Genomic DNA, 12377 nt, shown 5'->3' with positions numbered 1-12377 from the left:
GGCTGGATCGCGTAGGCGATCGCCATGCCCCAGGCGCTGCCATCGCCAAGAAGCCGCTGAAACGCCGGCTGATCCTGGGGCGTGCTGATGATCAGCACCTCCCGGATTCCCGCCAGCATCAGGGTGCTGAGCGGGTAGTAGATCATCGGTTTGTCGTACACCGGCAACAGCTGCTTGCTCACCGCCTGGGTGATCGGATGCAACCGGCTGCCGCTGCCTCCGGCCAGGATGATGCCCCTGCGCGTGTGGCCCAACTCGCCCCCGTGGTTGGCGCTGAATCTCGCATGGATGCGCTGCTCAGCCAGGCCGGTGGTACCTCCAGAAGGGCCCGCTCAGGGGGCGTCTCCGTAGCCATCCGGGTTGGCGCTCTGCCAGGCCCAGCCGTCCCGGCAGATCTCCGCCAGACCGCGGCGGGTGCGCCAGCCGAGCCGTACGGCGGCCAGGGAAGGGTCGGCCACGCTGGTGGCCGAGTCGCCGGGTCGGCGCGCAACCAGCTCATAGGGGATCGCCCGGCCGCTGGCCGCCTCGAAGGCCGCCACCAGCTCCAGCACGGAGTGGCCCCGCCCGCTGCCCAGGTTGAGGGTCAGCAGCTGCGGCGACTCCCCCACCAGCAGCTCGAGGGCGGCCCGGTGACCCTCCGCCAGGTCCATCACGTGGATGTAGTCGCGCACGCCGGTGCCATCGGGGGTGGGCCAGTCGGCGCCGAACACCTGCAGGGCGGGCCGCAGGCCCACGGCCACCTGGCTGAGGTAGGGAAACAGGTTGCTGGGGGTGCCGCTGGGCGCTTCGCCCAGGCGGCCGCTGGGGTGGGCGCCCACGGGGTTGAAGTAGCGCAGTGCCGCGAGGCGCCAGCCGGGCTCGCTGGAGGCCACGTCGGCCAGCAGGCGCTCCACCGCGGCCTTGGTGTGGCCGTAGGGATTGATCGGCCGCAGCGGCGCCGTTTCCGGAATCGGCACCTGATCCGGGAAGCCGTAGAGGGTGGCGCTGCTGCTGAAGACCAGGGTGCGGCAGTGGTGGCTGGCCATCGCCTCCAGCAGCTGCAGGGTGCCGCCCACGTTCACGTCCCAGTAGCGCCGGGGCTGGCGCATCGATTCGCCCACGGCCTTCAGCCCGGCGAAGTGCAGCACCGCGTCGATCGGCGCCGCGCGGAAGGCCTGGCCCACATCCTCCCGGGAGCGGATGTCGCCTCGGATCAGCTGCAGCCGCGCTGCGGCCTGGGGGCCCGCCAGCTCCTGCACCCGCCGCAGCGCCTCCGGCGAGCTGTTGGCGAAGTTGTCCAGCACCACCAGGCTGTGGCCCGCCTCCAGCAGGCTGAGGCAGGTGTGGCTGCCGATGAAGCCGGCCCCGCCGGTGATCAGCAGCTGCAGCGGCATCGACGGGGCGGCGACGGTCGGGGGGATGGAAGGTGTTCTACGCGTCGTCGGGCCGAATCGGTTCCACTGGCGGACAGCCTGGCGGCCAGCCATGCGACATCCTGGGCCTGCTGCGGGACCCGCGCCCATGGGCTGCCCTGAGCTGCCACACGACCTGACGCTGCCGATTCCCGAGCCGATCCGCGTCGCGCTGGTGGAGGCGGCCGGTGGCCTACGTCTGGCCCTGGTGGGCGGAGCGGTACGGGATCTGCTGCTGCACCGGGTGCACCGCGATCCCTGGCGGGGCCTGCCGGATCTGGATCTGGTGGTGGAGGATCCGGCGCGATGGGTTCCGGCTCCGTTGAAGGGGGCCATCGATGCCGTGGAGGCGTCCCAGGCTCCGGCGGCCCACCGGCTGGCGGCCAGCCTCGAGGTTCGTGATCCGGGCGCCTTGGGCTTCTCCCGTCTTCACGGCGCCTACGGCACGGTGGAGCTGGAGCTGCACGGCGTGCTGCTCGATCTGGCCACCGCCCGCCGCGAGAGCTATCCCGAACCCGGGGAGAATCCGCTGGTGCGCGCCGGCGCCCTGGAGGACGACCTGGCCCGTCGGGACTTCTCGATCAATGCCATGGCCGTGCTGCTGGAGGCCGGTGGCCCCCGGCTGCTGGATCCCCACGGCGGCCTGGCCGATCTGGAGCAGCGACGGCTGCGGCTGCTGCACGCCAACAGCGTCGCTGACGATCCCACGCGTCTGCTGCGGGGCGCCCGCTACGGGGCCCGGCTGGGGTTCACCCTCGAGGCCAGCAGCCAGGAGCAGGTGTCCGCCACCCTGGCGGCCTGGCCCTGGCGCTGGCGCCACGGTGATCCGCCGGCCCAGGCGCCGCCGGCCCTGGCCACCCGGCTGCGCATGGAGCTGGAGCTGCTGCTGGAGCGGGAGCCCTGGCCGCGGGCCCTGGCCCTGCTGCAGCACTGGGGCGCCCTGGTGCTCCTGGATCCGGCCCTGCAGGCCGATTGCCGCTGGCGGCAGCGGATCCGCCGGGCTGAGCGGCTGGGCCTGCCCGCCATGGTGGGCCTGGTGGCCGGGGCCGCCGAGCCGCTGGCCCTGGCCGAGCGGCTGCAGCTGCCCCATCGCCAGCACAAGCTGCTGGCCCAGTGGCTGCGGCTGCGGCAACGGCTGCTGGACCTGGTCCCCCAGGTCGGGGCGGATGGCCGGGGCTGGGAGCCCTCCCGCTGGACCGCGCTGCTGGAGGGCCATGGACTGGGGGCCGAGGCGGTGGCCCTGGCCCTGGCCTGTGGCGATGGCCCCCGCCGGCCCCTGCTGCGCTGGTGGCTGCACTGGCGGCATCTGCGGGCCCCGCAGACGGCCGCCGATCTGGTGGCCGCCGGGCTGCAGCCCGGCCCTGCCCTGGGGGAACGGCTGCGGCAGCTGCGGGCGGAGCGGTTGGATCGGGAGCGCCTGTAGGCGTCGGTCTGCCGTCTGCGGCCAGCCCATCGGGCCCCAGTGCTGCCGGGGTGCAGCTCAGCCCGTTACCACCCGCCCGATCACGGCGGCCTCCGCAAACCCCGCCTCCCGCAGTGCCGCCAGGGTGGCTGGCACCCGCTGCTCCGGCAGGGCCGCCAGCAGTGGGCCGCAGGTCTGGGGATCCACCAGCAGCGCCCGCCGGGCGGCATCGGCTGGGCCCGCCAGGTGGATCGGCCCCTCGGGTGCCAGCAGCGCCAGGGCCGCGGCGTTGGCGGGTGCCAGGGTGCTGGCCAGCCCCTGGGCCAGCAGCTCCAGGGCCCCGGCCAGGGCCGGGATGGCGGTCGCGTCCAGCTCGACCTGGGCGGGCGCAGCGGGCACCGGTCCGGCATCAGCCGTGGCTCCCGGTCCGGCCGCCATCGTCACCGGGTGTGGGCTGCCCAGCATCTCCCCGAGGTGACCCAGCAGCCCGAAGCCCGTGATGTCGGTGCAGGCCTGGCAGCCGTGGGCGGCCAGCAGCGCCACCAGCGGTGCCTGGCTCTGCTGCATCACCTCCAGAGCCGCGTCGATCCACCCGGGCCGGGCGGCCCCCGCCATGGCGGCGGCGAACAGCACCCCGCTGCCGATCGGCCGCGTCAGCAGCAGCACGTCGCCGGGCTGCAGCGGCCCCTTGGGCCAGGCCTGATCGGCGGTCACGAGGCCGTTCACCGTCAAGCCCAGGCCCAGGCCCGCCCCATCGCGGCCCTCCAGGCTGTGGCCGCCGATCAGCCGGGCCCCCAGGGGATCCAGCACCGAGCGCACCCCGGCCAGGGTCTGCAGCAGCAGCTCCTCCTGCACCCCGGGCGCAGCCTCCGGCACCGTCACCAGGGCCTGGGCGCTGGCCACCCTGGCGCCGCTGGCCCAGAGGTCACTGCAGGCGTGCAGGGTCGTCAGGCGGCCGTTCAGCCAGGGGTCCTCCACCAGGGCCGGGAACCCATCGACGCTCTGCAACAGCTGCTCGCCAGCGGCGGTGGTGGCCACCAGGGCGGCGTCTTCGGCGGCCGGGATCACCGCGTCGTCGCCGGGCTCCTCGCCGGCCAGCCGGGCGAGGGCTCCGGCCAGGGGGCTGGCCGCCAGCTTGGCGGCACAGCCACGGCAGGCCATGGCGCCCGCTGCGTCGGCGCCGGAGGCCCCCATCGGCGCCGGGGACTGCAACCGGGCCATGAACTGCCGATCGATCCGGTCCTTCCAGCGCCACAGCCAGCGGCTCGGGCCCAGGGCGAGGGGCCCCCACAGGGCCAGGGCGCGGGGGGGCCGGGCCCTGGCCGCCGGACCCCAGCGGGCCTGGTTCCCGGAGCCCCGCTCCCGCCAGCCCCCGTCCCCCAGCAGCTGCAGGGCCCGGGCCTGGGGGCGCCAGGGCTCCAGCGGCCGCTCTGGCTGCTCCAGGCTGCGCCGCAGGTTGCGGGCCAGCAGCGGCGCCGCCCGCACGGCCCAGACCCCCGAGGGAGGCCGTGGCGCCGTGGCGATCTGGCCGCAGTCGCCCGCCGCCAACAGGGCGGGATGGCCGAGCACCGCCAGGCTGGCTTCGGTGAGCACGCGGCCGCTGGTGGGATCCACCGGCAGGCCGCTGGCCGCCAGCCAGGCCGGTGCCTCACTGCCGGTGCAGGCCAGATCGGCCGGTGCGTCGGGGCCGACGTTCCGCTCCACCGGGATGCCCGCTTCGGCCAGCAGGCGCTCCCCGGCCCGGTTGGCGGCGCGCGACCCCAGGTGCAGGGCCTCTCCCCGCAACAGCAGCCGGGCAGGCAGGCCCCGGGCCCGGAAGGCCAGGGCCAGTTCCACCGCAGCGGCGCCGCCGCCGCGGATGCGCAGGGGGACGTCGCTGGAGCGGCTCTGGCACCAGGCCAGAAAGGGTTCCAGGGGTTTCACCGGCATCGGCAGCTCCCAGGCCTCCGGGCTCTCCCCGGCTCCACCGGCCCCGTCCGCTTCCGAGGCCCCCGCCCCCACAGCTGTCACCGCCCCCACATCCAGGCTGAGCCGGTCGAAGCGCAGGGGCGGCCGACCCGCCAGCAGCAGCTCCCGCTCCTGGGGCCGCAGCCCCGTGATCTCGGCCCGCACGAAGGTCACCCCCGCCTCGGCGCAGAGGCGGCGCAGGTCGATGGCGCAGGCGTCCCGCCGGTAGAGGCCCGCCACCAGGCCCGGCACCATGCCCGAATAGAGGGCCGTGCTGTGGCGGCTCACCAGGGTGATCAGGGTGCGCGCGGGCCGCAGGGCCGGGCGCATCGCCCACTGCCGCAGCACCAGGGCATGGCTGTGGCCGCCGCCGGCCAGCACCAGGTGGTGGCGGAGCGGTGGGCTGGCCTGGCGCTGGGGACCCACGCGGCTGCTGGCGTTTCCGCCATTCAACCGGGCCGATCCTGGCGGGGCCCCGCCCCGCCATCGCGGAAGATGGCCCCAGCAGAGGTCGGCGAGCGCCCCGTGGAGAAACTGCAGAGCCTGCGGGGCATGGTGGACCTGCTGCCCGCCCACACGCCCCTCTGGCAGCGGCTGGAGGCCACGGCCTGGGAGCACTTCCGCCGCGCCGGCGTCGCCGAGATCCGTACGCCGCTGCTGGAGGTCACCGAGCTGTTCGCCCGCGGCATCGGCGAGGCCACCGACGTGGTGGGCAAGGAGATGTACTCCTTCCTCGATAAAGGGGAGCGCCGCTGCACCCTGCGCCCCGAGGGCACGGCCTCGGTGGTGCGGGCGGCGATCCAGCACGGCCTCTTGAGCCAGGGCCCGCAGCGGCTCTGGTACGGCGGGCCGATGTTCCGCTACGAGCGGCCCCAGGCGGGCCGCCAGCGCCAGTTCCACCAGATCGGTCTGGAGTTCCTGGGCTTCGCCGATCCCCGCAGTGATGTCGAGGCCATCGCCGTGGCCTGGGACCTGCTGGCCGATCTGGGGGTGGGCGGCCTGGCCCTGGAGCTCAACTCCCTGGGCAGCAGCGACGACAGGGCCCGCTACCGCCGTGAGCTGGTGGCCTGGCTCGAGGCTCGCCGCGGCCAGCTCGATCCCGACTCCCAGGCGCGGCTGGCCACCAATCCCCTGCGCATCCTCGACACCAAGAATCCCGACACCCAGGCACTCCTGGCGGAGGCCCCCACCCTGTCCGCGGCCCTGGCCCCCGAGAGCCGTGAGCGCTTCGCGGCCGTGCAGGCCGGCCTGGAGGCCCTGGGGATCCCCTTCCAGCTCAACCCGCGCCTGGTGCGGGGCCTCGACTACTACAGCCACACCGCCTTCGAGATCACCTCCAGCCAGCTCGGCGCCCAGGCCACCGTCTGTGGCGGCGGCCGTTACGACGGCCTGGTGGAGCAGCTGGGCGGCCCCGCCACCCCCGCCATCGGTTGGGCCCTGGGGATGGAGCGGCTGGTGCTGCTGCTGGAGCAGCTCGACCCCCAGCGCTCGGCGCCCGCCCCCGATCTCTATGTGGTGAGCCGGGGGGCGGCGGCCGAGCCCCTGGCGCTGCGGCTGGCCCGGGAGCTGCGGCTGGCTGGGCGGGCGGTGGAGCTGGATCTCAGCGCCGCCGCCTTCGGTAAGCAGCTCAAGCGCGCCGACCGCTCCGGCGCCCCCTGGGCCCTGGTGATCGGCGACGGGGAGGCGGAGCAGGACCAGGTGATCCTCAAGCGACTGCGGGCGCCGGCGGGCCCGAGCCCCGCGGTCCAGGCCGAGGCCGTCCAGGCGGCCGATGGGCCGGGGGCCGGGGGGCAGGCGGAGGAGCGGCTCAGCCTGCTGGAGCTGCGGGAGCGGTTCGCCTAGGGTCCGGCCCAGCCCAGCAGCTTCGGCCCTTGTCTCATCCCTCTCCGGTTCGCACCATCTGCTGCATCGGTGCGGGCTACGTGGGCGGTCCGACGATGGCGGTGATCGCCGATCGCTGCCCGGGCATCCAGGTGACGGTGGTGGACCTCAACGCCGAGCGGATCGCCGCCTGGAACGACCCGGACCTCTCCAGGCTGCCGGTGTACGAGCCGGGGCTCGATGCGGTGGTGGGTCGCTGCCGGGGCCGCAATCTGCACTTCAGCACCGCGCTGGAGCCGGCGATCGCCGCGGCCGATCTGGTGTTCCTCTCGGTGAACACCCCCACCAAGACCAAGGGTGTGGGGGCCGGCCAGGCCAGTGACCTGCGCTGGATCGAGGCCTCCGCCCGCCAGGTGGCCGCCGCTGCCCAGGGGCACACGATCGTGGTGGAGAAGAGCACCCTGCCGGTGCGCACCGCCGAGACCGTGCAGGTGATCCTGGCGGCCGTCCAGGGGGAGGGAGTTCCGGGGGATGGCTCCGCTCCGGGCAAGACCTTCTCCGTGCTCTCCAATCCCGAGTTCCTGGCCGAGGGCACGGCCATCGCCGATCTGGAGAAGCCTGACCGGGTGCTGATCGGTGGCGAGGACCCCGCCGCCATCGAGGCCCTGGCGGGCATCTACGCCCACTGGGTGGCGCCGGAGCAGATCCTGCGCACCAACCTCTGGAGCAGCGAGCTCTCCAAGCTCACCGCCAACGCCTTCCTGGCCCAGAGGATCTCCTCGATCAACAGCATCGCCGCCTTCTGTGAGGCCACCGGCGCCGACGTGCAGGAGGTGGCCCGGGCGATCGGCACCGACTCGCGCATCGGCCCCAAGTTCCTCAAGGCCGGTCCGGGCTTCGGGGGCAGCTGCTTCCAGAAGGACATCCTCAACCTGGTGTATCTCTGCGGCCACTACGGCCTGCACGAGGTGGCGGCCTACTGGCAGGGCGTGGTGGACCTCAACACCTGGCAGCAGCACCGCATCGCCCGGCTGGTGGTGCGCCGGCTGTTCGGCACGGTCACCGGCAAGCGCCTGGCGGTGCTGGGCTTTGCCTTCAAGGCCGACACCAACGACACCCGCGAGGCCCCGGCGATCCGCATCTGCCGCGACCTGCTGGAGGAGGGGGCGCAGCTGGCCATCTACGACCCGAAGGTTCCCGCCGCCCAGATCGCCCGGGACCTGGGCGAGCCAGAGCTGCCCGCCGAGGCCAGCGAGCGCCAGGCCCTCAGCGGCGAGGGCAGCTGGCGCGCGGCGGCCTCGGCCTTCGAGGCCGTGGCGGCGGCCGATGCGGCCCTGATCCTCACCGAGTGGGGCGAGTTCGCCCAGCTCGACTGGCAGGCCCTGGCCGCCGGCATGCGCCAGCCCGCCTGGGTGTTTGATGCCCGGGCCGTGGCCGATGCCGCGGCGGTGCGGGCCGCCGGATTGCGGCTCTGGCGCGTCGGCGAGGGCTGAACGGCGCCAGGACCCCTATCCCCACGGCCTGTGGGCGCGGCACCGGACTCCCCCCGATCGGCAGCCTCGGGCGCCTCGGCGAGGCCAGGCCTGCGATCCTGAACGCCGAGCCAGTCCCCTTCACCCCAGCCTCCTTCGCCCCAGCCCCGCCGTGCCCTCCATCACCCGCAATCTCGTGACCGGCGGCGCCGGGTTTGTGGGCTCCCACCTGGTGGATCGGCTGATGGAGGCCGGCGAGGAGGTGCTCTGCCTCGACAACTACTTCACCGGCCGCAAGGCCAACATCGCCCGCTGGTTCGGTCACCCCAGCTTCGAGCTGATCCGCCACGATGTGACCGAGCCGATCCGCCTGGAGGTGGACCGCATCTGGCACCTGGCCTGCCCGGCCTCGCCGGTGCACTACCAGCACAATCCGATCAAGACCGCCAAGACCAGTTTTCTCGGCACCTACAACATGCTCGGCCTGGCGCGGCGCGTGGGGGCGCGGCTGCTGCTGGCCAGCACCAGCGAGGTGTACGGCGATCCAGAGGTACATCCGCAGCCCGAGAGCTATCGCGGCAACGTCAACACCCATGGCATCCGGGCCTGCTACGACGAGGGCAAGCGGGTGGCCGAAACGCTCTGTTTCGACTACCAGCGCATGCACGGCGTGCAGATCCGCATCGCCCGCATCTTCAACACCTATGGGCCCCGCATGCTGCCCGATGACGGCCGTGTGGTGAGCAACTTCATCGTGCAGGCCCTGCGCGGCGAGCCGCTCACCCTCTACGGCGATGGCTCCCAGACGCGCTCCTTCTGCTACGTGGACGACCTGGTGGAGGGGCTGATCCGGCTGATGACCGGCGACCATCCTGGGCCGATCAACCTGGGCAATCCCGGTGAGTTCACGATCCGCCAGCTGGCGGAGATGGTGAGGGCCCGCATCGCCCCTGCCCTGCCGCTGCTGGAGCAGCCCCTCCCCCAGGATGATCCCCTGCAGCGCCAGCCCGTGATCGATCTGGCCCGCCAGCAGCTCGGCTGGGAGCCCCGCATCCCCCTGGAGCAGGGCCTGGAGGCCACCATCGCCGACTTCCGGTCTCGCCTCGACCCCTGAGCTCTCCTCCACTCCGCTCCCGGCTCGTCCCCTGAGCACTCCCCCCACCCCGCCTGCGCCCATGTCCGCCAGCACTGGCCCGATCCTCGTCACCGGCGCCGCGGGCTTCATCGGCGCCGCCGTGGCCCGCCAGTTGCTGGCGCGCGGCGAGCGCGTGATCGGCCTCGACAACCTCAACAGCTACTACGACCCCGCCCTCAAGCGCGCCCGGCTCGCCCGGATCGAAGCGGAGCTGCCGGCAGCGGCCCCCGGAGCGGGGGGCGCCCCCGACGGGCCCTGGCGTTTCCAGCAGCTGGCGGTGGAGGACGGTGAGGCCCTGGCGGCGCTGTTCGCGGCCGAGCGGCCCCGGGCCGTGGTGCACCTGGCGGCCCAGGCCGGAGTGCGCTACTCGCTGGAGAATCCCGCGGCCTACGTGCAGAGCAACCTGGTGGGCTTCGGCCACATCCTCGAGGGCTGCCGCCACCACGGCGTGGAGCATCTGGTGTACGCCTCCAGCAGCTCGGTGTATGGCGGCAACCGGCAGATGCCCTTTTCCGAACAGCACGCCGTGAACCACCCGGTGAGCCTCTATGCGGCCACCAAGAAGGCCAACGAGCTGATGGCCCACACCTACAGCCACCTCTACGGCCTGCCGGCCACGGGCCTGCGCTTCTTCACCGTCTACGGACCCTGGGGCCGCCCCGACATGGCGCCGATGCTGTTCGCCCGGGCGATCCTGGCGGGCGAACCGATCCGGGTGTTCAACCACGGCCGCATGCAGCGCGATTTCACCTACATCGACGACATCGTGGAGGGCGTGATCCGCTGCCTGGACAAGCCCGCCACGGCCGATCCCCACTTCGATCCGCTGCATCCCAACCCGGCCACCGCCGCCGTGCCCCACCGGCTGTTCAACATCGGCAACGCCCAGCCCACCGAGCTGCTGCGCTTCATCGCCGTGCTGGAGGCGGCTCTGGGCCGCGAGGCCCTCAAGGACTTCCAGCCGATGCAGCCGGGCGATGTGCCGGCCACCGCCGCCGACACGGCGGCCCTGGAGGCCTGGGTGGGCTTCCGCCCCTCCACCCCGATCGAGCTGGGGGTGGAGCGCTTCGCCGGCTGGTATCGGGAGTTCTACGGCTGCTGAGCTGTGGTGCTGAGCCGTGGCGCTGAGGTGTGGTCCTGAGCCGTGGACACAAAAAAGCGGGTCCCGGAGGACCCGCTGGGTGACCAGGGGTATTCCCTGCTGGGGAGGGGGGAGCCGCTCAGGCGGAACCCACGCCCACATAGGCGCCGTAGAAGAACAGGCCCACCACAAAGATCACGGCCATGCCACCGGCGGTGGCCACCAGCCACAGGGGCAGGACGCCCTCGGTCCAGCGGGAGCGCCAGGCCACGGCCGGGCGGCCGTCGGGGAGGCGATCGGGGATCCGGCCGTCAGGAAGATTGGATTTCTTGCCGCTCATCGTGAAGGCTCCCGATCAGTTGAAGAAGTAGCTGGTGAACAGCACACCGATGACGAACACAAACAGCAGGCCCAGATAGAGGCTGGTGCGGTTCAGTTCAACCGGCAGGTTGTTCGGATTGGGGGTGCGTTGCATGGCAGTGATGGGTCCGGTACGGACCTCAGCGGCGGACGAACTGCATGGCGGCCAGGGCACCCAGGAAGAACACCGTGGGAATGCCCAGCGCGTGGAGCGACAGCCACCGGACCGTGAAGATCGGGTAGTTGCGGGGCGTGGTGGAGGCGGGAGACTGGGTCATGGCTTATTTCAGGCGCAGATCGAGACTGGCCTTGGCGTCGTAGCGCTGGCTGACGACGGGCGCCTTGGTGTCCTGGGCCTGGAAGTAGGCGTCAGGACGGGGGGTGCCGAAGGCGTCGTAGGCAAGACCCGTGGACACGAACAGGAAACCCGCCAGGAAGATCGCCGGCAGGGTCACGGCATGAATCACCCAGTAACGGATGCTCGTGATGATTTCGAAGAACGGACGTTCCCCAGTAGAGCCGGCAGCCATGGCAGCAAGCGTTCAGCTTGTGGATCCTAAGGGCCGGGCGGGGGGCGCCGGGATCGCCGCGGCGGCTTGGTTACACAGGGATGCAGTTGGCGGCGGCCGGGGCCGGCGCCAGCAGCGGCGGGGGCTGGGCGAGCCCGCCGCCCGTTGTGCTCAGCCCACCCAGCGCAGCAGCGAGCCCCGCTCCCCGAGCACGAAGCCCTTGCCATCGGCGCTGAAGGCGATGCGGCTGAAGTTGGTGGGCTGCTGGGCCCCCACCGGATCCTTCTGCCAGCTCTTGCCGCCATCGGCGCTCACCAGCAGGGTGCCGCTGCCGCCGCCCGTCCAGAGCTGGCCGCTGGGATCCCAGGCCAGGTCGAGGTAGCCGAAGCCGTTGGTGATCGGGATCACGGGCTTGCTCCAGTCCTCGGGGTTGGCGGCGTCGGGGTTGAAGCGCAGCTGGGCGCCGCGGGTCACCATCCACAGCTCGCCGCCGGGCTGGAAGCCCATGGCCTGCACCCGCTGGCTGCTGACGCGCTGGTGCGGGGTCCAGATCGCCTCGCCGGGGTTCCAGGTGGCGAAGAAGTTGCCCAGGCTGCTCACGCTCACGTACTGGCCATCGGGACCGCGGCGCAGGTCGCGCACGGCGCCGGCGGCGTCACTCACGTCCGCCTGCCAGCTGGTGCCGCCGTCGTCGGTGCGGTAGATGGCGCCCACGTTGGTGGCCAGCTCGGCCCGGTTGCGGCCCAGGGCCGTGATCAGGTAGGGCTCACCCGGCAGTTTGGTGTCGAGGAACAGGCGGCTCCAGCTCTGGCCGGCGTCCGTGCTGTGCAGCAGCAGGCCGGGCTGGCCGGCGATCCAGCCCTCGTCACCGCTGAAGTCGATGCTGATCAGGCGGAAGTTCTCCTCCGCCGGCAGCTCCAGGGCCCGCTCCTGCCAGCTGGCGCCGCCGTCGTCGGTCTCGAGGATCAGGCGGTTGCTGCCCACCAGGAAGCCGTGGCGGCTGTCGCTGAAGGCCAGGTCCAGGGGGTTGGATTTGGTGTGGATGTCCACCGGCTGCCAGGGGCTGCTGGCCGCCACCGGCAGGCCGGTGCTGACGCAGCCGCCCAGGCCCAGGGCCAGGACCCCACAGAACACCAGGGCGAACAGGCTGCGGCTGAGGCTGGAGAGAAGGCGTTTCACGGCGGAGTGCGGGAGGCGGGCGGAAGCGGGACGGGCGGGGAGGGCTCGGGCCTGGGGCCGGGCGCGGCCAGGTGCGGGGC

At 72.9% G+C, this 12377-nt stretch carries 13 protein-coding genes; 5 read left to right on the top strand and 8 right to left on the bottom strand.

Annotated features, from left to right (window positions below):
- Both ACLV7J_RS08115 and galE read right to left on the bottom strand, forming a co-directional pair.
- A partial coding sequence (locus ACLV7J_RS08115; RefSeq protein WP_411868585.1) for a sugar phosphate nucleotidyltransferase occupies positions 1–254 on the bottom strand: 254 nt, incomplete at its 3' end.
- Positions 255–332: 78 nt separating this feature from the next.
- Complete coding sequence (gene galE, locus ACLV7J_RS08110; protein WP_411868584.1) at positions 333–1373, bottom strand: UDP-glucose 4-epimerase GalE; 1041 nt, start codon at positions 1371–1373, stop codon at positions 333–335.
- 127 nt (positions 1374–1500) lie between these two features.
- Here galE and ACLV7J_RS08105 point away from each other — a divergent pair, with 127 nt between their 5' ends.
- Positions 1501–2814, top strand: a complete 1314-nt coding sequence (locus ACLV7J_RS08105; RefSeq protein ID WP_411868583.1) for a CCA tRNA nucleotidyltransferase — start codon at positions 1501–1503, stop codon at positions 2812–2814.
- A 57-nt stretch (positions 2815–2871) separates the two neighbouring features.
- Here the strand turns inward: ACLV7J_RS08105 and selD are convergent, their stop codons facing one another.
- On the bottom strand, positions 2872–5166 hold the full coding sequence (gene selD / locus ACLV7J_RS08100) for a selenide, water dikinase SelD (protein WP_411868582.1): 2295 nt from the start codon (positions 5164–5166) through the stop codon (positions 2872–2874).
- Between the two features lie 99 nt (positions 5167–5265).
- Between selD and hisS the strand changes: the two genes are divergently transcribed.
- From hisS to ACLV7J_RS08080, 4 genes are all read left to right on the top strand, one after another.
- Positions 5266–6582, top strand: coding sequence for a histidine--tRNA ligase (hisS, locus tag ACLV7J_RS08095; protein WP_411868597.1), 1317 nt, complete (start codon positions 5266–5268; stop codon positions 6580–6582).
- Between the two features lie 29 nt (positions 6583–6611).
- Positions 6612–8054, top strand: a complete 1443-nt coding sequence (locus tag ACLV7J_RS08090) for a nucleotide sugar dehydrogenase (RefSeq protein WP_411868581.1) — start codon at positions 6612–6614, stop codon at positions 8052–8054.
- A gap of 151 nt (positions 8055–8205) precedes the next feature.
- Positions 8206–9147 (top strand): UDP-glucuronic acid decarboxylase family protein, encoded by a 942-nt coding sequence (locus tag ACLV7J_RS08085; protein ID WP_411868580.1) that lies wholly within the window; start codon positions 8206–8208, stop codon positions 9145–9147.
- A gap of 61 nt (positions 9148–9208) precedes the next feature.
- Positions 9209–10270 (top strand): NAD-dependent epimerase, encoded by a 1062-nt coding sequence (locus ACLV7J_RS08080; protein WP_411868579.1) that lies wholly within the window; start codon positions 9209–9211, stop codon positions 10268–10270.
- Between the two features lie 118 nt (positions 10271–10388).
- On the opposite strand, the gene ACLV7J_RS08075 is transcribed toward ACLV7J_RS08080, so the two are convergent.
- From ACLV7J_RS08075 to ACLV7J_RS08055, 5 genes are all read right to left on the bottom strand, one after another.
- A complete protein-coding gene (locus tag ACLV7J_RS08075) occupies positions 10389–10589 on the bottom strand; it encodes a photosystem II reaction center protein J (protein ID WP_048017331.1) in 201 nt (66 codons plus the stop codon).
- Between the two features lie 15 nt (positions 10590–10604).
- Positions 10605–10724, bottom strand: a complete 120-nt coding sequence (locus tag ACLV7J_RS08070) for a photosystem II reaction center protein L (protein WP_094591753.1) — start codon at positions 10722–10724, stop codon at positions 10605–10607.
- A gap of 25 nt (positions 10725–10749) precedes the next feature.
- Entirely contained in the window at positions 10750–10887 is a 138-nt protein-coding gene (psbF, locus tag ACLV7J_RS08065; protein WP_411868578.1) for a cytochrome b559 subunit beta, read from the bottom strand.
- Positions 10888–10890: 3 nt separating this feature from the next.
- Positions 10891–11139, bottom strand: a complete 249-nt coding sequence (gene psbE / locus ACLV7J_RS08060; RefSeq protein WP_411868577.1) for a cytochrome b559 subunit alpha — start codon at positions 11137–11139, stop codon at positions 10891–10893.
- Between the two features lie 150 nt (positions 11140–11289).
- A complete protein-coding gene (locus tag ACLV7J_RS08055; protein WP_411868576.1) occupies positions 11290–12297 on the bottom strand; it encodes a photosynthesis system II assembly factor Ycf48 in 1008 nt (335 codons plus the stop codon).
- Positions 12298–12377: the final 80 nt, after the last annotated feature.

Source organism: Vulcanococcus limneticus LL (assembly GCF_943369875.1).
Classification (GTDB): domain Bacteria; phylum Cyanobacteriota; class Cyanobacteriia; order PCC-6307; family Cyanobiaceae; genus Vulcanococcus; species Vulcanococcus limneticus_A.
This window is presented reverse-complemented; position numbering and strand designations above follow the sequence as displayed.

Coding starts and splice junctions, on each gene's coding strand:
- psbF (WP_411868578.1), bottom strand. CDS start 10,887: ATGACCCAGTCTCCCGCCTCCACCACGCCCCGCAACTACCCGATCTTC.
- galE (WP_411868584.1), bottom strand. CDS start 1,373: ATGCCGCTGCAGCTGCTGATCACCGGCGGGGCCGGCTTCATCGGCAGC.
- ACLV7J_RS08070 (WP_094591753.1), bottom strand. CDS start 10,724: ATGCAACGCACCCCCAATCCGAACAACCTGCCGGTTGAACTGAACCGC.
- ACLV7J_RS08075 (WP_048017331.1), bottom strand. CDS start 10,589: ATGAGCGGCAAGAAATCCAATCTTCCTGACGGCCGGATCCCCGATCGC.
- psbE (WP_411868577.1), bottom strand. CDS start 11,139: ATGGCTGCCGGCTCTACTGGGGAACGTCCGTTCTTCGAAATCATCACG.
- ACLV7J_RS08080 (WP_411868579.1), top strand. CDS start 9,209: ATGTCCGCCAGCACTGGCCCGATCCTCGTCACCGGCGCCGCGGGCTTC.
- ACLV7J_RS08105 (WP_411868583.1), top strand. CDS start 1,501: ATGGGCTGCCCTGAGCTGCCACACGACCTGACGCTGCCGATTCCCGAG.